The organism is Streptomyces sp. NPDC055966, assembly GCF_042269865.1.
Lineage (GTDB): Bacteria > Actinomycetota > Actinomycetes > Streptomycetales > Streptomycetaceae > Streptomyces.
This window is the reverse complement of record NZ_JBHJYK010000015.1, coordinates 187,803-205,974: the sequence shown is the minus strand read 5'-3', so window position 1 is coordinate 205,974 and position 18,172 is coordinate 187,803. Positions and strand designations below refer to the sequence as shown.

The 18,172-nt window shown below is 71.6% G+C and carries 19 protein-coding genes; 9 read left to right on the top strand and 10 right to left on the bottom strand.

The features are described 5' to 3' along the window. Positions 1-140: 140 nt before the first annotated feature. Together ACFC8N_RS29790 and ACFC8N_RS29785 are read right to left on the bottom strand one after the other, a co-directional pair. Complete coding sequence (locus ACFC8N_RS29790; RefSeq protein ID WP_356026250.1) at positions 141-1,382, bottom strand: Ig-like domain-containing protein; 1,242 nt, start codon at positions 1,380-1,382, stop codon at positions 141-143. A 225-nt stretch (positions 1,383-1,607) separates the two neighbouring features. Then, positions 1,608-1,955 carry a hypothetical protein gene (locus tag ACFC8N_RS29785; protein ID WP_356026247.1) on the bottom strand — a complete coding sequence of 116 codons (348 nt, stop codon included), beginning with the start codon at positions 1,953-1,955 and terminating at the stop codon, positions 1,608-1,610. 110 nt (positions 1,956-2,065) lie between these two features. On the opposite strand from ACFC8N_RS29785, the gene ACFC8N_RS29780 reads away from it, so the two are divergent. Beyond that, positions 2,066-2,413, top strand: a complete 348-nt coding sequence (locus ACFC8N_RS29780; RefSeq protein WP_362818327.1) for an LAETG motif-containing sortase-dependent surface protein — start codon at positions 2,066-2,068, stop codon at positions 2,411-2,413. A 64-nt stretch (positions 2,414-2,477) separates the two neighbouring features. Here the strand turns inward: ACFC8N_RS29780 and hutH are convergent, their stop codons facing one another. The 3 genes from hutH to ACFC8N_RS29765 form a co-directional block, all read right to left on the bottom strand. Further along, positions 2,478-4,016 (bottom strand): histidine ammonia-lyase, encoded by a 1,539-nt coding sequence (hutH, locus tag ACFC8N_RS29775; RefSeq protein ID WP_356026568.1) that lies wholly within the window; start codon positions 4,014-4,016, stop codon positions 2,478-2,480. 103 nt (positions 4,017-4,119) lie between these two features. Beyond that, on the bottom strand, positions 4,120-5,265 hold the full coding sequence (locus tag ACFC8N_RS29770; RefSeq protein ID WP_376291193.1) for a diguanylate cyclase domain-containing protein: 1,146 nt from the start codon (positions 5,263-5,265) through the stop codon (positions 4,120-4,122). 62 nt (positions 5,266-5,327) lie between these two features. After that, positions 5,328-6,122: an enoyl-CoA hydratase-related protein gene (locus ACFC8N_RS29765; RefSeq protein WP_356026240.1), complete on the bottom strand. Its 795-nt coding sequence runs from the start codon at positions 6,120-6,122 to the stop codon at positions 5,328-5,330. Between the two features lie 197 nt (positions 6,123-6,319). On the opposite strand from ACFC8N_RS29765, the gene ACFC8N_RS29760 reads away from it, so the two are divergent. Next, complete coding sequence (locus ACFC8N_RS29760; protein ID WP_376291191.1) at positions 6,320-6,919, top strand: hypothetical protein; 600 nt, start codon at positions 6,320-6,322, stop codon at positions 6,917-6,919. Positions 6,920-6,922: 3 nt separating this feature from the next. On the opposite strand, the gene ACFC8N_RS29755 is transcribed toward ACFC8N_RS29760, so the two are convergent. Together ACFC8N_RS29755 and ACFC8N_RS29750 are read right to left on the bottom strand one after the other, a co-directional pair. Further along, on the bottom strand, positions 6,923-8,029 hold the full coding sequence (locus tag ACFC8N_RS29755; protein ID WP_356026236.1) for an adenylate/guanylate cyclase domain-containing protein: 1,107 nt from the start codon (positions 8,027-8,029) through the stop codon (positions 6,923-6,925). Between the two features lie 117 nt (positions 8,030-8,146). Continuing rightward, a complete protein-coding gene (locus ACFC8N_RS29750; RefSeq protein ID WP_356026234.1) occupies positions 8,147-9,013 on the bottom strand; it encodes a biotin--[acetyl-CoA-carboxylase] ligase in 867 nt (288 codons plus the stop codon). 111 nt (positions 9,014-9,124) lie between these two features. Here ACFC8N_RS29750 and ACFC8N_RS29745 point away from each other — a divergent pair, with 111 nt between their 5' ends. The 4 genes from ACFC8N_RS29745 (at position 9,125) to ACFC8N_RS29730 (ending at position 11,831) form a co-directional block, all read left to right on the top strand. Next, complete coding sequence (locus ACFC8N_RS29745; protein WP_376291188.1) at positions 9,125-10,729, top strand: acyl-CoA carboxylase subunit beta; 1,605 nt, start codon at positions 9,125-9,127, stop codon at positions 10,727-10,729. A gap of 51 nt (positions 10,730-10,780) precedes the next feature. After that, entirely contained in the window at positions 10,781-10,990 is a 210-nt protein-coding gene (locus ACFC8N_RS29740; protein WP_356026229.1) for an acyl-CoA carboxylase epsilon subunit, read from the top strand. A gap of 81 nt (positions 10,991-11,071) precedes the next feature. Then, positions 11,072-11,200, top strand: a complete 129-nt coding sequence (gene mmpB, locus ACFC8N_RS29735) for a morphogenic membrane protein MmpB (RefSeq protein WP_263636389.1) — start codon at positions 11,072-11,074, stop codon at positions 11,198-11,200. 13 nt (positions 11,201-11,213) lie between these two features. Beyond that, positions 11,214-11,831 (top strand): nucleoside triphosphate pyrophosphatase, encoded by a 618-nt coding sequence (locus ACFC8N_RS29730; protein WP_356026226.1) that lies wholly within the window; start codon positions 11,214-11,216, stop codon positions 11,829-11,831. Here ACFC8N_RS29730 and ACFC8N_RS29725 read toward each other — a convergent pair. Further along, a complete protein-coding gene (locus tag ACFC8N_RS29725; protein WP_376291185.1) occupies positions 11,803-12,399 on the bottom strand; it encodes a hypothetical protein in 597 nt (198 codons plus the stop codon). The genes ACFC8N_RS29730 and ACFC8N_RS29725 overlap by 29 nt on opposite strands. A 368-nt stretch (positions 12,400-12,767) precedes the next feature. Here ACFC8N_RS29725 and ACFC8N_RS29720 point away from each other — a divergent pair, with 368 nt between their 5' ends. Beyond that, positions 12,768-14,540, top strand: a complete 1,773-nt coding sequence (locus ACFC8N_RS29720) for an acetyl/propionyl/methylcrotonyl-CoA carboxylase subunit alpha (protein WP_376291183.1) — start codon at positions 12,768-12,770, stop codon at positions 14,538-14,540. Positions 14,541-14,655: 115 nt separating this feature from the next. Here the strand turns inward: ACFC8N_RS29720 and ACFC8N_RS29715 are convergent, their stop codons facing one another. Together ACFC8N_RS29715 and ACFC8N_RS29710 are read right to left on the bottom strand one after the other, a co-directional pair. After that, on the bottom strand, positions 14,656-15,588 hold the full coding sequence (locus tag ACFC8N_RS29715) for a DeoR/GlpR family DNA-binding transcription regulator (protein WP_356030282.1): 933 nt from the start codon (positions 15,586-15,588) through the stop codon (positions 14,656-14,658). Between the two features lie 166 nt (positions 15,589-15,754). Continuing rightward, the gene (locus ACFC8N_RS29710) at positions 15,755-17,203 is read right to left on the bottom strand and encodes an NAD(P)H-quinone dehydrogenase (RefSeq protein ID WP_356030281.1); all 1,449 of its coding nucleotides are present in this window, start codon (positions 17,201-17,203) and stop codon (positions 15,755-15,757) included. Between the two features lie 116 nt (positions 17,204-17,319). Here ACFC8N_RS29710 and ACFC8N_RS29705 point away from each other — a divergent pair, with 116 nt between their 5' ends. Together ACFC8N_RS29705 and ACFC8N_RS29700 are read left to right on the top strand one after the other, a co-directional pair. Beyond that, positions 17,320-17,757 carry a gamma-glutamylcyclotransferase gene (locus ACFC8N_RS29705; RefSeq protein WP_356030279.1) on the top strand — a complete coding sequence of 146 codons (438 nt, stop codon included), beginning with the start codon at positions 17,320-17,322 and terminating at the stop codon, positions 17,755-17,757. 51 nt (positions 17,758-17,808) lie between these two features. Next, positions 17,809-18,087: a hypothetical protein gene (locus tag ACFC8N_RS29700; protein WP_356030278.1), complete on the top strand. Its 279-nt coding sequence runs from the start codon at positions 17,809-17,811 to the stop codon at positions 18,085-18,087. Positions 18,088-18,172 lie beyond the last annotated feature (85 nt).

Below are 18,172 nucleotides of genomic sequence, written 5' to 3'. Positions count from 1 at the left end.
AGCTAGGTACGGTCCGTGATGGCACCATAAGGCGGACATAAAAGAAGCATGAGAAGGCTGTGGCCCCGCCCATGACCGGCCCGGAAACACTGATGCCGCCCCCGGGGGGGCGGCATCAGAAAGCTGTGGGATCAGCGGCGTCAGACGGCCGAACCGGCCTTCCACTGCGCCCAGTTCATGTTCCAGCCGTTGAGGCCGTTGTCCGGCTGGACCGTCTTGTCACCGGTGTTCTGGACGACCACGACGTCACCGACCAGCGAGTTGTTGTAGAACCACGCGGCCGGCATGTTCTTGTCGCCCGCCCCCTTGACGTCCTGGAGGCCGACGCAGCCGTGGCTGGTGTTGACGCTGCCGAAGACGGACGGGGCGCCCCAGTAGTTGCCGTGGATGAAGGTGCCGGAGCTGGTCAGGCGCATGGCGTGGGGCACGTCCTTGATGTCGTACTCGCCCTTGCCGTCGGAGTCGGTGAAGCCGACCGTCGCGCCGTTCATCCGGGTCTGGGTGAACTTCTCCGCTATCACCATCTGGCCCTCGTACGTGGTGTGCTCGGGCGAACCGGCGGAGATCGGGATGGTCTTGACGACCTTGCCGTCCTGCGTGACCTTCATCTGCTTGGTCTTCGCGTCGACGTAGGAGACCTGGTTGCGGCCGATGTGGAAGGTGACCGTCTTCTGCTGGACGCCGTAGACGCCGCTCGCGCCCTCGACACCGTCGAGCGCCAGCTTGAGGGTGACGGTGGAGCCCTCCTTCCAGTACTGCTCGGGCCGGAAGTCCAGGCGGTTGGCGCCGAACCAGTGGCCGACGACCTCCTGGCCGCTGCTGGAGGTGACCGTGATGCCCTTCTGGACGGCCGCCTTGTTGGAGATCGCCTTGTCGAAGTTGATCGACACGGGCATGCCGACGCCCACGGTGGAGTCGGCGTCCGGGGTGTAGCTGCCTATGAAGCTGTTGGCCGGGGAGACCGTGGTGAAGGACGCGTTCTCGTGCGCCACGCGGCCCTGGGAGTCCGTGGCCTCGGCGGCGACCTTGTACGTGGTGGAGCGGTCCAGCTGGGCGGTCGGCTTCCAGCTGTGCTTGTCGGCGGAGAGCTGCCCGGCGACGGTCTTGCCGTCCTGGGTGGTCATCTGCACGCCCGTCAGGGTGCCCTTGGTGACCGTGACGGCGGCGGAGTTGTTGATGGAGGCGTTGTCGGAGCCGTCCTTCGGCGTGATCGTGATCTGCGCCTCGGACGACTTCTTCGCAGCGGCCGCGTCGGCCTTGGCCTGCGAGCTGTCGCCGCCGGCGGAGGCCTTGCCGCCGCCGGAACACGCCGAGAGCATCAGCACACTGCCGAGCAGGGCGGACGCGGCCATCAGGCTCCTGCGCCGCTTACTGTCCGTCATCACAAGCTTCTCCATCGTTGCCGAGTCGCGAATCCCCGAGAGTCCCCGTAAGACCTTTAACCTTCAACGCTACGGCCACGTCGTCCCGTTCCGGATCCAGTGGATCTGTGGGGCACACCACGTCCGCGACGGAGCGGAGGGTGCGGGAGGCGGCTCGTGCGCTGTCTGAGACGACGAAACCCCGGACGGCGGTTGCCGTCCGGGGCCAACACTGCCCCGGGACGCTCAGACCATGCCGCCCACTTCCTCGTCGTCGCCGTCCACATCATCCTCGTCCAGGTCCCAGTCGGGCGAATCAGGGTCGTAGGCGATCCGCTCGCTCGACCAGGACGCCTGTTGGAGTTCCACCCCGGGCACCTCGCTGACCAGGTCGAACGGATCCACGAGATAAGCGAGGGCCTCCGCGGTGTCTTCCGTCACAGCGCCCTCGGCATGGGCCCGCTCGGCCTCCGGCAGCTCCGGATCCCGCGCGAGCCGGTCCAGCGCGGCCTTGGTGATCTCGTCCTCGCCGTGCACCTCAAGGACCAACTCCACCCGAAGTCGCACAAAACGTGATGTCTCTTCGTCGCTCATGGCGCGAGCGTACGACTGAAACCCCTCGTGACTTTCCTGTGACCCGCGCCTTTCACTAACATCGCCTCACACGGCCAATTCGCCAGCGTCACAAGGGGGATCGATATTCCGTGTCATCCGCTCGCCGTCCGCTGCTGACCGCCACCGCCGCGGGCACTCTGCTCTGCGCGCTGTGGTTCGTCCCGTCCGCGAACGCCTCGCAGGACTCCCCGGCGGACACCAGGGCCAGAGCGGCCGTGTCCGAGTACTCGTCGTACTCCACGACGTCGATCACGCAGCAGGCCCGAGCGGTCTCGCGGGCGACCTCCGCGACCGCACAGGACGCCGCCGACGCCACCGAACTCGCCGACACCGGAAGCCCCGACACGACGCCGTACGTCGTCGGCGGCACCCTTTTCCTCGCCGTGGGCGCCGGGTTCGTGGTGTATTCGGTGCGCCGCGAGCGACTGGGTTTCTGAACCGCCGACCTGACGTGGCAACAGGGCCCCCGCACCGGCGGGGGCCCTGTTGTGCTGCCGTCCCCTACTGCAGCGGACCGGTGACCGACTCGACCGCGGTGACCAGGTGGCCGCCGCGCACGAAGGCGTCGGCCGCGGCCAGGTCGGGCGCGAGGAACCGGTCCGGGCCCGGGCCCCGCACCCCGGCGCCGCGCGCGGCCTCGATGGCGGCCTGCGAGGCGGGGGCCGGGGTCAGACCCTCGCGCAGCTCTATGGCGCGGGTGGCCGCGTACAGCTCGACCGCGATGACCCGGGTGAGGTTGTCGACGGCGGTGCGCAGCTTGCGCGCGGCCGACCAGCCCATGGACACGTGGTCCTCCTGCATCGCGGAGGAGGGGATGGAGTCCGCGGACGCGGGCACGGCGAGCCGCTTCAGCTCGCTCACGAGCGCGGCCTGGGTGTACTGGGCGATCATGAGCCCGGAGTCGACACCGGCGTCGTCCGCGAGGAACGGCGGCAGGCCGTGGCTGCGGTTCTTGTCGAGCAGCCGGTCGGTGCGGCGCTCGGCGATGGAGCCGAGGTCGGCGGCGGCGATGGCGAGGAAGTCCAGGACGTAGGCGACCGGGGCACCGTGGAAGTTGCCGTTGGACTCGACCCGCCCGTCGGGCAGGACGACGGGGTTGTCGACGGCGGAGGCGAGCTCGCGCTCGGCGACGAGCCGGGCGTGCGCCATGGTGTCCCGCCCGGCGCCGGCGACCTGCGGGGCGCAGCGCACCGAGTAGGCGTCCTGGACGCGCGGGGCGTCGTCCTGGTGGTGCCCGGTGAGCTGGGAACCCTTGAGCACGGCCAGCATGTTGGCGGCGGAGGCGCCCTGGCCCGGATGGGGCCGGATGGCGTGCAGCTCGGGCGCGAGCACCTTGTCGGTGCCGAGCAGCGCCTCCAGGCTGAGGGCGGCGGTGACGTCGGCGGACTTGTAGAGGGTGTCGAGGTCGGCGAGCGCCATGACCAGCATGCCGAGCATGCCGTCGGTGCCGTTGAGGAGCGCCAGGCCCTCCTTCTCACGCAGCTCGACCGGCGCGATCCCGTGCGCGGCGAGCAGCTCACCGGCGGGCCGCACCTGACCGTCGGGCCCTTCGGCGTCGCCCTCCCCCATGAGCGTGAGGGCGCAGTGGGACAGCGGGGCGAGGTCGCCGGAGCAGCCGAGGGAGCCGTACTCGTGGACGACCGGCGTGATCCCGGCGTTCAGGACGTCGGCCATGGTCTGCGCGACCTCGGGCCGCACACCGGTGTGCCCGGAGCAGACGGTCTTGAGCCGCAGGAACATCAGGGCCCGTACGACTTCGCGCTCGACCCGCGGCCCCATGCCGGCGGCGTGCGAGCGGACGATGTTGCGCTGCAGCTGGGCGCGCAGTTCCGGGCTGATGTGCCGGGTCGCCAGGGCTCCGAAGCCGGTGGAGACGCCGTAGACCGGGTCCGGCTTGGCCGCCAGCGCGTCCACGATCCCCCGGGCCGCGGCCAGGGCCGCCACCGCCTCCGCCGACAGCTCGACGCGGGCGCCGCCGCGCGCCACGGCGAGAACGTCGGACGCCGTGACACCGGACGTCCCCACCACCACAGTGTGCATATCCATATTCAGGAGCGTACGCATTGAATGCGGTGATGTCACTAGGGTGGATGTCACGAGTGGAGATCAGGAGCGACCCTTACCGAACCGTACGCCCTCCGCCTCACGGCAGACGCCCGCGGAACCGCCGCCGCTCGGCGGGCGCGAGATGCGGCGGCTCGTCCACCAGCCGTACGACCGGATCCTCGGACCCCTCCCGCCCCGCCACCACCGGCCGCTCGGCGCGCAGGGCCTTCGCCCGGTACTGGGCGGCGTCGGCGAGCCGGAACAGCCGCCGCGCGTCGCCCACCTCCCCGATGGCGTCCGCGGTCGAGGCGACCCCGCACGCCACCCCCTCCCCCGGCTCCAACTCCCCTGCCCGGCGGCACAGTTCGTCGGCGGCCTCGACGACGTCGTCGACGGGCGGCCCGACGGCCAGCAGACAGAACTCGTCGCCGCCGAGCCGCGCGGCCAGCGCGCCCGGCACCATCGCCCCGCACAGCGACAGCACCGAGCCGAAGCGCTCCAGCAGCCGGTCGCCGACGGCGTGCCCCAGGGTGTCGTTGACCCGCTTGAGCCCGTTGAGATCACAGACCACCAGGCTGACGATCACGCCTTCGGCGCGGTGCCGTTCGACGGCCTCCTCCAAGTGGACGTCCACGGCACGGCGGTTGGCGAGCCCGGTGAGGGAGTCGGTGAACGCGAGCCGGCGGGCCTCCTCCAGCCGCTCGCTCTGCGCGAGCCCGGCGGCCACGACGGCGGCGAGCACGGTCGCGAACCCGGCGTCGCCGGGACCGAACACCGCGGCCCGCACCCCGCGGGCGACATACAACTCGCCCCAGGCCCGCCCGTGCAGCACGACGGGGGCGACGACACAGCAGCCACGCCCCCGCCGGCGCAGGGCGGCAACGCGCTGGTGGAAGTAGCCCGGCGTGCCCGCGGCCGTCCCCTCGGCGGTCTCCACCCAGGCGTTGGCCCCGCCCCCGCCCGCCCACCGCTCGTGCAGGAACTCGGTGATCTCCGGGAACTGGTGCACCGGATAGGTCTCCGCCTCGGGAAACTCCTCCTCGTCCGGCCGCCGGTCCCCCACGTTCACCAGGACCCTGAGCCGCCCCACCCCCCGCTCCCACACGGACAGCGCGGCGAAACTGCCGTCCAGCGCCCGGCACGCCCCGAGCGCGGCGGCCCGCCACGTCTCCGGTGGGGTACGCGCCGCCGCCATGCCCTGCGCCAGCGCGACGACGGCCGCAAGCCGCTTGTCCTCACCCATTACTCCAGGTTAGGGAGAATTCCGGGCAATCGGGACATCGGTCTGCCGCCGGAGGCGCCGCTTCACTCCCCGGGCCACTCCGGCTTGCGCTTCTCGTTGAAGGCCGCCACGCCCTCCGCCCGGTCCCCGGAGAACGCCACCGAGCGCCACGCCGCGTCCTCCACCTCCAGCCCGGCCCGCAGATCGAGCCCGTGCCCCAGCCGCAGCGCCCGCTTGGCGGCCCGCAGCCCGACCGGCGAGTTCCCGGCGATCCGCGCTCCCAGCGCCAGCGCCTCCTCCCGGTCCCGTCCCTCGTCCACCAGCTGGTCCACCAGCCCCAGCTCGGCCGCCTCCGCCGCCGCCACCCGCCGCGCCGAGAAGATCAGCTCGGCCGCGCGCGCCGCCCCGACCCGGCGCGGCAGCAACTGCGTACCGCCCCCGCCCGGAATGACCCCCACGGACACCTCCGGCAACCCCACCACCGCCGTGCGGTCGGCCACGATCAGGTCGCAGGACAGGGCCAGTTCGAAACCGCCGCCCAGCGCGAACCCGTGCACCGCCGCCACCGTCGGCATGGGCAGCTCCAGCACCCCGGTGTACGCCCCGCGCGTCACCGGCCGCTGCCGCAGCAGATCCGCGTCGCTGAACGAGTTCCGCTCCTTCAGATCGGCCCCGACGCAGAACGCCCGCTCGTGCGAGGACGTCAGCACCACCACACGCGCGTCCCGGTCGGCGGCCAGCGCCGTACACGCGGCCACGAGCGAGCGGGCCATCTCCGTGGAGACGGCGTTCATGGCCTTGGGCCGGTCGAGCACCAGCTCCGCGACCTGCCCGTGCCGCCGCACCAGCACGAACTCCCCGAACCGCTCCTCGCTCATGACACCCTCCGGCTCACGTGTTAACGCGGGTTAACTCCCTGTCGGCCCGATCATCGCAGCCGTACCGGCCCCGGAAAACCCCGGGGGGCTACGCCCGTTCGAGTGACATCCCGCCCGACTCCCCGCACATCACCCACAGGACCGCATAGCGTGCGTCCGCCACGGCAGAGCCGGGGCGCACGGCGGGGAGGGAAGCCATGACACCGATACGTGCCCAGTTGCGTACGGCCGTCTCCACCACGGAAGCGGCACCGGACGAGAGCACCCCGCCCGGCGGCGTACGACGCGGCCGGCACCGCAAGCCGCGCCCCCGCAAGATGCTCCTCGCGGCCGGCGGCCTGGCCCTGGCCGCCGGCGCGCTGAGCCTGGTCCGCGTGGCCTCCGACTCGGGGGTGGACTCCCCGGCCACGGCGGAGGCCGACCCCCGCACCACCGGCACGGCCGACCACGCGGCGAACACGGCCGCCTCGGTCACCGGCTCCCCCACCGCGCTGCCCTCGGCGACCTCCGCCATGGGCGGCAGCAGCCCGCTGCCGGCACGGCCCCGTCCGACCGCGGCCCGGCCCGCCGCACCGACGGCCGCCACGGCACCCCCCGCACCGGCGGCCACCCCACCGCCCACGGCCACGCCGTCCCCGACGCCCTCGCACCCGGCCCCCACGGCCACGCGTCCCACCCCCACCACCGCCGCGCCCACTCCCGCTCCGAGCCGGAGCGGCGAGGACCCGGACCCGGGCGGACTGTGCGTACCGGTGATCGGCCTCTGCGTCGACACCCCGGGAGGCCCTAGGAGGTGAGCGTCAGGCGGGGGTGTCCCGCCGGGCCAGCAGCCACGGCTCGACCACGCCGAGCCCGCGCACCGGCCGCTGCCACATCGGCTGGAGCCCGAAGCGGTACGCCGGCGGCTCCTCGCCCTCCTTCTCGGCGGCCGCCGCGGCCTCGGCCGCCTCTGTCTCCGAGGCGGGCGCCTCACCGGTGCGGATCAGCTCCTCGGCGAAGGCGCTGTCCACCAGCACGGCGTCGCGCGGCGCTATCGAGGTCAGCCGGGAGGCCAGGTTCACGGTCGTACCGAACACATCACCCATCCGGGTGGTGACCGTGCCGAACGCCATCCCCACGCGCAGCTCCGGCATCGTCTCGTCGTGGGCCATCGTCTCGACCAGCCGCAGCGCGATGTCCGCGGCCGTACCGGCGTCATCGGCCGCGTACAGCACCTCGTCACCGAGGGTCTTGATCAGCCGCCCGCCCCGCGCGGCCACCAGGTCGGCGGCGGTGGTCTCGAACGCCTCGACCAGCTCCCCCAGCTCCTCCTCCTCCATCCGCCGGGTCAGCCGCGTGAACCCCACGAGATCGGCGAACCCCACGGCGAGGCGCCGGTCGACCATCTCCTCGTCGTCGGCGGTCTGCACCACCCGCCCGGCCGACGCGGCGAGCTGCCGCCGCCACACGTAGACCAGGAACTCCTCCAGCTCGGGCAGGAGCAGCTCGACGATCGGATACGTCACCTCGGTGCGGGTCATCCCCGGCTCCGGAGGCTCGGTCAGGCCCTCCAGAAAGGAATCCATCTGCCATTCGGCCAGTCGGGCGGTGGTCTGCCCCGTGGACCGCGCCACCTGGACGGCCATGGCCTCGCTCAGCAGCCCCGCCTCCACGAGACCGGCAAGGCGCCGCAGGGCCAGCACGTCGGCCTCGGTGAGCGCCTTGGCCTGCCCGATGTCCGCGAACCCCATGGCCCGCCAGAACCGCGACGCCAGCTCCATGGAGACACCGGCGCTACGGGCCGCCTGGAAGGGGGTGTAACGGCGCTCCGCACCCAGGATGAGGTGTTCGAGACGCAGCGCGAGCGGGTCCTCGCCGGAGTCGGCGGCCTGCGGATCCGCTCCGGAGCCCGTGTCGTCGACGGTCACGCCTGCTGCCCTTCCGATCTGTCACGGTCAGATATCGACCGGCCTCAACTCTACGGCAGGTGTGCGCCAGCTCACTCCGTCGGGTTCGGCGGGGGGGGTGTTCCCCGCGCCCCTTCGTCAGGCAGGCCGCAGATGCACGATGTCCCCCGCCCCCACGGGCTCCTGCACCCCCTCCGCCGTGGCGATGACCAACCGCCCGTCCCCGTCCACGGCGACGGCCTCCCCCACCACCGCCCGGTCCCCCGGCAGCAGCGCCCGCACACTGCGCCCCAGCGTCGCGCACCCGGCGGCGTAGATCTCCTGGAGCCCGCAGGCGCCCGGATCCCCACCGGCCCCCCGCCAGCGCCCGTACCACTCCTCCAACGCCCGCAGCACGGCCCGCAGCAGCGGATCCCGGTCCGTCCCCGCCGCCCCGGCCAGCGCCAGCGATCCCGCCTGCGGCACCGGCAGTTCCTCCGTCCGCAGCGAGACGTTGATGCCGACGCCGATGACGACACCGTCCTCCCCCGCCCGCTCCGCGAGGATGCCACCGGCCTTGCGCTCCTCTCCGCCGACGGTCACCAGCAGGTCGTTCGGCCACTTCAGCGCCGTGTCGACACCCGCCGCCCGGGACAGCCCGGTCGCCACGGCGACCCCGGTGAGCAACGGCAGCCAGCCCCACCGGGCCACCGGCACCCCGGCGGGCCGCAGCAGCACGGAGAAGAACAGCCCCGACCGCGGCGGCGCCGTCCAGCGCCGGTCCAGCCGCCCCCGCGCAGCGGTCTGCTCCTCCGCGACCAGCACCACGCCCTCCGCCACGTCCCCCGCGGCGGCCCTCGCCACGAGGTCGTTGTTGGTGGACCCGGTGCGCTGGACCACCTCCACCTCGGTCCACAGGCCCCCGTCCCGCACCAGGGCGCGCCGCAGCGCACCGGCGTTGAGAGGGGGACGGTCCAGGTCGGACCAGCGGCTGCCGTTGTCGTCTGCTGCATCTCGGGGCGTCATGCAAGCCACCCTAGGTGTGGGAAACGCCGCACTGCTGATCGGTAGGCACGCCACTACGCTACGGATGAGTAATCGTCCCCCCTTTTGAGCAGGCAGGGAGCCGCGATCCCGATGTCCGAGCCGGCAGAGCGCAAAGAGATCGACATCCATACGACCGCGGGCAAGCTCGCGGATCTCGAGCGCCGTATTCACGAGGCGACGCACGCCGGCTCGGCACGTGCGGTCGAAAAGCAGCATTCCAAGGGCAAACTGACGGCCCGTGAGCGCATCGCCCTCCTCCTCGACGAGGACTCCTTCGTCGAACTGGACGAGTTCGCCCGCCACCGCTCCACCAACTTCGGCCTGGAGCAGAACCGCCCGTACGGCGACGGCGTCGTCACGGGCTACGGCACCGTGGACGGCCGCCCGGTCGCCGTCTTCTCCCAGGACTTCACGGTCTTCGGCGGCGCCCTCGGCGAGGTCTACGGCCAGAAGATCGTCAAGGTCATGGACTTCGCGCTGAAGACCGGCTGCCCGGTCATCGGCATCAACGACTCCGGCGGCGCCCGCATCCAGGAGGGCGTCGCCTCCCTCGGCGCGTACGGCGAGATCTTCCGCCGCAACACCCACGCCTCCGGTGTGATCCCGCAGATCAGCCTGGTCGTGGGCCCGTGCGCCGGCGGCGCGGTCTACTCCCCGGCGATCACGGACTTCACGGTCATGGTCGACCAGACGTCCCACATGTTCATCACCGGCCCGGACGTCATCAAGACGGTCACCGGCGAGGACGTCGGCTTCGAGGAACTGGGCGGCGCCCGCACGCACAACACCGCCTCCGGCGTGGCCCATCACATGGCGGGCGACGAGAAGGACGCGATCGAGTACGTCAAGCAGCTCCTCTCCTACCTCCCCTCCAACAACCTCTCCGAGCCCCCGGTCTTCCCGGAGGAGGCGGACCTCGCCGTCAGCGACGAGGACCGCGAACTCGACACCCTCGTCCCGGACAGCGCGAACCAGCCGTACGACGCGCACTCGGTGCTCGAACACGTCCTGGACGACGGCGAGTTCTTCGAGACCCAGGCCCTGTTCGCGCCGAACATCCTCACCGGCTTCGGCCGGGTCGAGGGCCACCCGGTCGGCATCGTCGCCAACCAGCCGATGCAGTTCGCCGGTTGTCTGGACATCGCGGCCAGCGAGAAGGCCGCCCGCTTCGTGCGCACCTGCGACGCGTTCAACATCCCGGTGCTGACCTTCGTGGACGTCCCCGGCTTCCTGCCCGGCGTCGGCCAGGAGCACGAGGGCATCATCCGCCGCGGCGCGAAGCTGATCTACGCCTACGCGGAAGCCACCGTCCCCCTCATCACGGTCATCACCCGCAAGGCCTTCGGCGGCGCCTACGACGTCATGGGCTCCAAGCACCTCGGCGCCGACCTCAACCTGGCCTGGCCGACCGCCCAGATCGCCGTCATGGGCGCCCAGGGCGCGGTCAACATCCTGCACCGCAGGACCATCGCCGAGGCGGAGGCGAACGGCGAGGATCTCGAAGCCGTCCGCGCCCGCCTGATCCAGGAGTACGAGGACACCCTCCTCAACCCCTACGTGGCGGCCGAGCGCGGCTACGTCGACGCGGTGATCATGCCGTCCGACACCCGCGCCCACATCGTCCGCGGCCTGCGTCAACTGCGTACGAAGCGGGAATCCCTGCCCCCGAAGAAGCACGGCAACATCCCTCTCTAGTCCCTGGTCCCCCCAAGTCCCCGCCAAGCCGTGCTGCCCCTGGGAGCGGTCATGAACATCAAGGTCGTACGAGGCAACCCGACCCCGGAGGAGCTGGCCGCCGCCCTGGCGGTGGTCCGCGCCCGCGCCGCGGTGGCAGCGACAACGCCGCCCGGCGCGAGCGGCCCGCGGGACGCGTGGTCCGACCCGTCCCGCATCGCGGCCAGGCGCGTCCCGAATCCGGGCCCGGCGTCGTGGACGCGCACGTACTGGCCGGCCTGACGCTTCGGTGGACGAGACCGTGCGCCAACTTGAGTAGCCGTACTCAGGCGCGCGCCCGCCACCGCACCGCACGCTGGACGCGTGCTCTGGTCAGACCCTGAAGACGAGCCGCCGGAGGACCTGCGCGAAGCGCAGGACATGCTCCGGCGGCTCGGTCTCTTCATGGCCGTGGCGATGATCCTGGCGATGCTGGTGATCGGTCTGAGGTGAGTAATCTGACTCCATGACCGCAACGCGCCGCAGGCGACTCATCCTCGCGTCGAAGTCCCCCGCCCGTCTGGGCCTCCTGCGCCAGGCCGGCCTCGAACCCGAGGTGATCGTCAGCGGGGTCGACGAGGACGCCGTCACCGCCCCCACCCCGGCCGAGCTGGCCCTCGCCCTCGCCGAGGCGAAGGCCTCGGTGGTGGCGGCCAAGCCGGAGGTGCACGGCGCCCTGGTGATCGGCTGCGACTCGGTGCTGGAGCTGGACGGCCAGGCCCTCGGCAAGCCCGCCGACGCCGAGGAGGCCACCGCCCGCTGGAAGGCGATGCGCGGCCGGGCCGGCACCCTCCAGACCGGACACTGCCTCTGGGACACGGAGGCCAACCGGTACGTCGCCGCGGTCGCCTCCACCGTCGTCCGCTTCGGCGAGCCCTCGGACGACGAGATCGCCGCGTACGTCGCCTCCGGCGAGCCCCTCTACGTCGCCGGGGCCTTCACCCTGGACGGCCGTTCGGCGCCGTTCATCGAGGGCATCGACGGCGACCACGGCAACGTGATCGGCATCAGCCTGCCCCTGGTGCGCAAGCTGCTGGCCGAACTGGGCATCGGCATCACGGAGTTGTGGGCACCGGCCGAATGACGAGCTGGGCGGGTACGGAGTCCTGCGGGTCCCCGTCCCCGTCCCGGGGCTCGCCGGGGGCCGTACGCGGCGCCGGGACGGCCGCCGCTCCCGGAGCCGGGGCGGAGCCCGGCTCGCCGGCGGCCGCGGGCTCCCCGCCCGCTCCCGCCCCGCCGCCGGAGGCGTCCGGCCGCACCCCGCCGTCACGGTCGTACGTCATCAGCAGCAGGACGATGAGCCCGAGCACGACCACCATGAACAGGAACGCCGTCCAGCCGACCAGCCCCCAGGCGAACGCCCCCAGCAGGCCGTGCACGACCGCGGCGCTGATCAGCACGACCCGGCCGAAGCCCGCGGGGGCGCGGTCGCGTATCGCGACCAGGACGGCCACCAGGGCGCACAGGGCGAAGTAGAGGCCGAAGACGACGCCGCCGATCTTCGAGGACGTCGCCATCGTCGACGGGTCGAGGCCGGCCAGGGACATGTCCTGCCGGTCGACGACGATTCCCAGGAACCAGTTCAGCGCCGCGATGAAGACCGCCTCCGCCAGAAGGACGACCGCCACGACCCACGCCACAGGTCTGCGCACCACCGCGGATCCACCCACTCTCGTGCCAGCGTTCCAGTTACCCCAGGTACGTTCGGTACATCGCGAACGCTACTAACGGGTAAACCGGGGGACAAGGGTTCGCGCGCCAGCAAAGAATCATTGGGCCATTCGTAGGGACTCGACAAAGAAACGGAGTGGGCCGCAGCACGCTCTCACAGAGACCTTGACCACATAACAGAGCTAGGGTTTCCCGGAGGAGCCGTGCGTGCTGTGGCGCGACAAGGGGTTTCGCGGTCGAGCGAGCCTCGAGTCACGCTCCGTGTGGGCAAGCTCACCATTGGGGACGGGTCGAAGTGCCGTGTCGGCAGTCCCTAAACTCGGCTTGTTTCAAGGAGGGAGCCTCAATCGTGCGCAAGGTGCTCATCGCCAACCGTGGCGAAATCGCTGTCCGCGTGGCCCGGGCCTGCCAGGACGCCGGAATCGCGAGCGTTGCCGTCTACGCCGACCCGGACCGGGACGCATCGCATGTCCGCGCCGCGGATGAGGCGTTCGCCCTGGGCGGTGACACCCCGGCGACCAGCTACCTGGACGTCGAGAAGGTCCTGAACGCGGCGCGCGAGTCCGGTGCCGACGCCGTCCACCCCGGCTACGGCTTTCTCTCGGAGAACGCCGAGTTCGCCCAGGCGGTGCTGGACGCGGGCCTGATCTGGATCGGCCCGCCGCCGCAGGCCATCCGCGACCTGGGTGACAAGGTGGCGGCCCGTCACATCGCCCAGCGCGCCGGCGCCCCGCTGGTGGCCGGCACGCCGGACCCGGTCAGCGGCGCGGACGAGGTCGTCGCGTTCGCCGAGGAGCACGGCCTGCCGATCGCCATCAAGGCGGCCTTCGGCGGCGGCGGCCGCGGCCTGAAGGTCGCCCGGACCCTGGAAGAGGTCCCGGAGCTGTACGAGTCGGCGGTGCGCGAGGCGGTCGCCGCCTTCGGCCGCGGCGAGTGCTTCGTCGAGCGTTACCTGGACCGCCCCCGCCACGTGGAGACCCAGTGCCTGGCGGACAAGCACGGCAACGTGGTCGTCGTCTCGACGCGTGACTGCTCGCTCCAGCGCCGGCACCAGAAGCTGGTGGAGGAGGCCCCGGCGCCGTTCCTGACCGACGCCCAGGTCGCCGAGCTGTACCGCGCCTCCAAGGCCATCCTGAAGGAGGCCGCCTACGAGGGTGCGGGCACCTGCGAGTTCCTGGTCGGCCAGGACGGCACGATCTCCTTCCTGGAGGTCAACACCCGGCTCCAGGTGGAGCACCCGGTGACCGAGGAGGTCGCCGGCATCGACCTGGTCCGCGAGATGTTCCGGATCGCCGACGGCGAGGAGCTGGGGTACGACGACCCGGCCCTGCGCGGTCATTCCTTCGAGTTCCGCATCAACGGCGAGGACCCGGGCCGCAACTTCCTCCCGGCCCCCGGCACGGTGACGAGGTTCGACGCGCCCTCCGGTCCCGGTGTCCGCCTGGACGCGGGCGTCGAGGCCGGCTCGGTCATCGGCCCGGCGTGGGACTCCCTGCTGGCCAAGCTGATCGTGACCGGCCGTACCCGCAAGGAGGCCCTTCAGCGGGCCGCCCGCGCCCTGGACGAGTTCCAGGTCGAGGGCATGGCGACGGCGATCCCCTTCCACCGTGCGGTGGTGAAGGACCCGGCCTTCGCCCCCGAACTCACCGGCTCTGCCGACCCGTTCACGGTCCACACCCGCTGGATCGAGACCGAGTTCGTCAACGAGATCAAGCCCTTCGCCGCCCCGGCCGACGCCGAGGCGGAGGAGGAGGCCGGCCGCGAGACGGTCGTCGTCGAGGTGGGCGGCAAGCGCCTGGAGGTCTCCCTCCCCTCGTCGCTCGGGATGTCCCTGGCCCGCACCGGCCTCGCGGCGGGCGCCAAGCCCAAGCGCCGCGCGGCCAAGAAGTCCGGCCCGGTGGCCTCCGGCGACACCCTCGCCTCCCCGATGCAGGGCACGATCGTCAAGATCGCGGTCGAGGAGGGCCAGGAGGTCCAGGAGGGCGACCTGATCGTCGTCCTGGAAGCCATGAAGATGGAACAGCCCCTGAACGCCCACAAGGCGGGCACCGTCAAGGGCCTCGCCGCCGAGGTCGGCGCCTCCGTCACCTCGGGCGCGGCGATCTGCGAGATCAAGGACTGACCGCGCCTTCGACACCTTCGGCGAAACGCCCGGCGGACCGACTTCGGTGGGTCCGCCGGGCGTTTCGTTTCAGCTGGGCGCCGGATCCGCCCGGACCGGGAAGCCGCCCAGGAGGCTAACGCCGCCTCATGTCCGCGACGCGCCCCCGCTCGGCGCCCGTCGGCTCTCCCATCCCCGCGCCCGAGCGGAGCGGCATGTGCCCCCTGCGTGGCCCCGGCAGGGGAGCGCGGCGGGTCGCCGGGACCTGTTCACCCCCCGGGTTCCCGCTCGCCCCGGCCACGGCGATCTGCACCCCTTGGTCGGCAAGGGCCTGCAACTCGGTCGCGGCGCGGTCGTCGTGGGCCGGAGGCTCGTCGGTGACCAGGCGGGTGATGAGGTCCGTCGGCACGGTCTGGAACATGGTGTCCGTACCGAGCTTGGTGTGGTCGGCGAGGACCACGACCTCGGCGGCGGCCTGGACGAGCGCCCGGTCGACGGACGCCGAGAGCATGTTGGAGGTGGACAGGCCGCGTTCGGCGGTCAGACCGCTTCCGGAGAGGAAGGCCTTGGACACCCGCAGCCCCTGGAGGGACTGTTCGGCGCCGGAGCCGACGAGGGCGTAGTTGGAGCCGCGCAGGGTTCCGCCGGTCATCACGACTTCCACGCGGTTGGCATGGGCCAACGCCTGGGCGACCAACAGGGAGTTGGTGACCACGGTCAGTCCCGGTACCCGGGCGAGCCGGCGGGCCAGCTCCTGCGTGGTCGTACCGGCCCCGACGACGATGGCCTCGCCTTCTTCGACGAGGCCCGCGGCGAGGTCGGCGATGGCCGTCTTCTCGGCGGTCGCGAGATGGGACTTCTGGGGGAAGCCCGACTCGCGCGTGAACCCACCCGGCAGTACCGCACCGCCGTGCCGGCGGTCGAGGAGTCCTTCTGCCTCCAGTGCCCGCACGTCCCGCCGTACGGTCACTTCGGAGGTCTGGACGACGCGGGCGAGTTCACGGAGCGACACGGCACCGTTCGCTCGCACCATTTCGAGAATCAATTGGCGACGTTCAGCAGCGAACACGAAACTGACAGTAACCCCAGCGACCGTCTGCTTTCAGCAGTTTGCGCCGAATAACAGAAGTTGTTCGCATGGTGGGGCGGGAAGTGGTATAGGACCTATCCGCCCCGACTATGCCGTACGCACACGCGGCAACTCCCCGTGACCAGCGGGGAGTCCGGGTCCGCCGTCAGGCCTCGGCGCTCGCCTTGCGGCCGTGAAGCTGACGCGCCACCTCCGCGATCGACCCCGAAAGGGAGGGGTACACGGTGAACGCGTTCGCGATCTGTTCGACCGTCAGATTGTTGTCGACGGCGATCGAGATGGGGTGGATCAGTTCCGAGGCGCGGGGCGCCACGACGACACCGCCCACGACGATGCCCGTGCCCGGCCGGCAGAAGATCTTGACGAAGCCGTCCCGGATGCCCTGCATCTTCGCGCGCGGGTTGCGCAGCAGCGGCAGCTTCACCACCCGGGCGTCGATCTTGCCCGCGTCCACGTCCGCCTGCGAGTAGCCGACGGTCGCGATCTCGGGGTCGGTGAAGACGTTGGAGGAGACCGTCTTCAGGTTCAGCGGGGTCACCGCGTCGCCGAGGAAGTGGTACATGGCGATACGTCCCTGCATGGCGGCGACGGACGCGAGCGCGAAGACGCCCGTCACGTCACCGGCCGCGTAGACGCCCGGAGCGGTCGTACGCGAGACCTTGTCGGTCCAGATGTGACCGGACTCGCGCAGCTTGACGCCGGCCTCCTCCAGCCCCAGCCCGGCGCTGTTCGGAATGGCGCCGACGGCCATCAGGCAGTGCGTGCCGCTGATGACGCGCCCGTCGGCGAGCGTCACCTCGACCCGGTCGCCGACGCGCTTGGCGGACTGCGCGCGGGAGCGGGCCATGACGTTCATGCCACGGCGCCGGAAGACGTCCTCCAGCACGGCGGCGGCGTCCGGGTCCTCACCCGGCAGCACGCGGTCCCGGGACGACACGAGCGTGACCTCGGACCCCAGCGCCTGGTAGGCACCGGCGAACTCGGCGCCGGTCACACCGGAGCCGACCACGATGAGCTCCTCGGGCAGCTCGGTCAGGTCGTACACCTGGGTCCAGTTGAGGATGCGCTCGCCGTCGGGCTGGGCGTCGGGCAGCTCGCGCGGGTGACCACCGGTCGCGATGAGGACGGCGTCGGCGGTGAGGGTCTCCTCGGTGCCGTCGGCGGCGGTGACGACGACCTTGCGGGACCCGTCGAGGCCCTGCATGCCCTCCAGCCGGCCGCGCCCGCGCAGGACCCGGGCGCCGGCGCGCGTGACGGAGGCGGTGATGTCGTGCGACTGGGCGAGGGCCAGCCGCTTCACCCGGCGGTTGACCTTCCCGAGGTCCACCCCGACCACCCGGGCCGCCTGCTCCAGCGGCGGGGTGTCGTCGGCGACGATGATGCCGAGCTCCTCGTACGACGAGTCGAAGGTCGTCATGACCTCCGCCGTCGCGATGAGAGTCTTCGACGGCACGCAGTCGGTCAGCACCGACGCTCCGCCCAGACCGTCGCAGTCGACGACGGTCACCTCCGCGCCGAGCTGAGCGGCCACCAGCGCCGCTTCGTATCCGCCGGGTCCGCCACCGATGATCACGATCCGAGTCACGTACCCCATTGTCCCGCACGCTTCAAGGTGCTACTGCCCGGGGGCGGACGTGCGTGCCGCAGCAGGCCTTCTGTGGCAGGAGTGAGGGGAGGTCCGCGCACCGGGGGCTGCCGTACCCTCTGTCCATGTCGCTCTATGCCGCGTACGCCGGCAACCTCGACGCACGGCTGATGTCGCGCCGCGCACCGCACTCCCCGCTGCGCGCCACCGGCTGGCTGAACGGCTGGCGGCTGACGTTCGGCGGCGAGCAGCTGGGCTGGGAGGGCGCGCTGGCGACGATCGTCGAGGACCCGCTGGCGCAGGTCTTCGTCGGCCTCTACGACATCGCTCCCCCGGACGAGGAGTCCCTCGACCGCTGGGAGAGCGTGGGTCTCGGCGTCTACCGCCGCGTACGCGTGCGCGTGCACACCCTGGACGGCGAGGAGCCGGCCTGGACGTACGTCCTCGACGGCTACGAGGGCGGACTCCCCTCGGCGCGCTACCTCGGCGAGATCGCCGACGCGGCGGAGTCCGCGGGAGCACCACACGATTACGTGATGGAGCTGCGCAAGCGGCCCTGCTGACCGGGACCGGCTTCTAGACTCGGAACACCGGCGCACCGAACGGGAGATCGCATGGCCCCCACCACATATGACGTCTACTACACGGTGCAGGCCTCGGAGGCCCGCGACCGGCTCGACGACCGGCAGCGCGCCGCCTTCGACAAGGGCATCGCCCTGCTGGCCCGCGACCCCTTCCTGCCGGTGTCGCGGCCCATAGGGTCCACCGGCGACGACCGTACGATCCGCCTCACCCAGAACATCCTGGTGGAGTACACCGTCAGCCGCGGCCGTCTGCTGATCTTCATCGTCGAGGTCTTCAACGACAAGGACGTCCTCATCACCGACGAGTGACACCCGGGCGCTCGCGGCATCCCTTGTCGGAAACGACAAGACAACGATCGCGATCCCGTGACGTCTGTCATCTACGCGCGTAGGC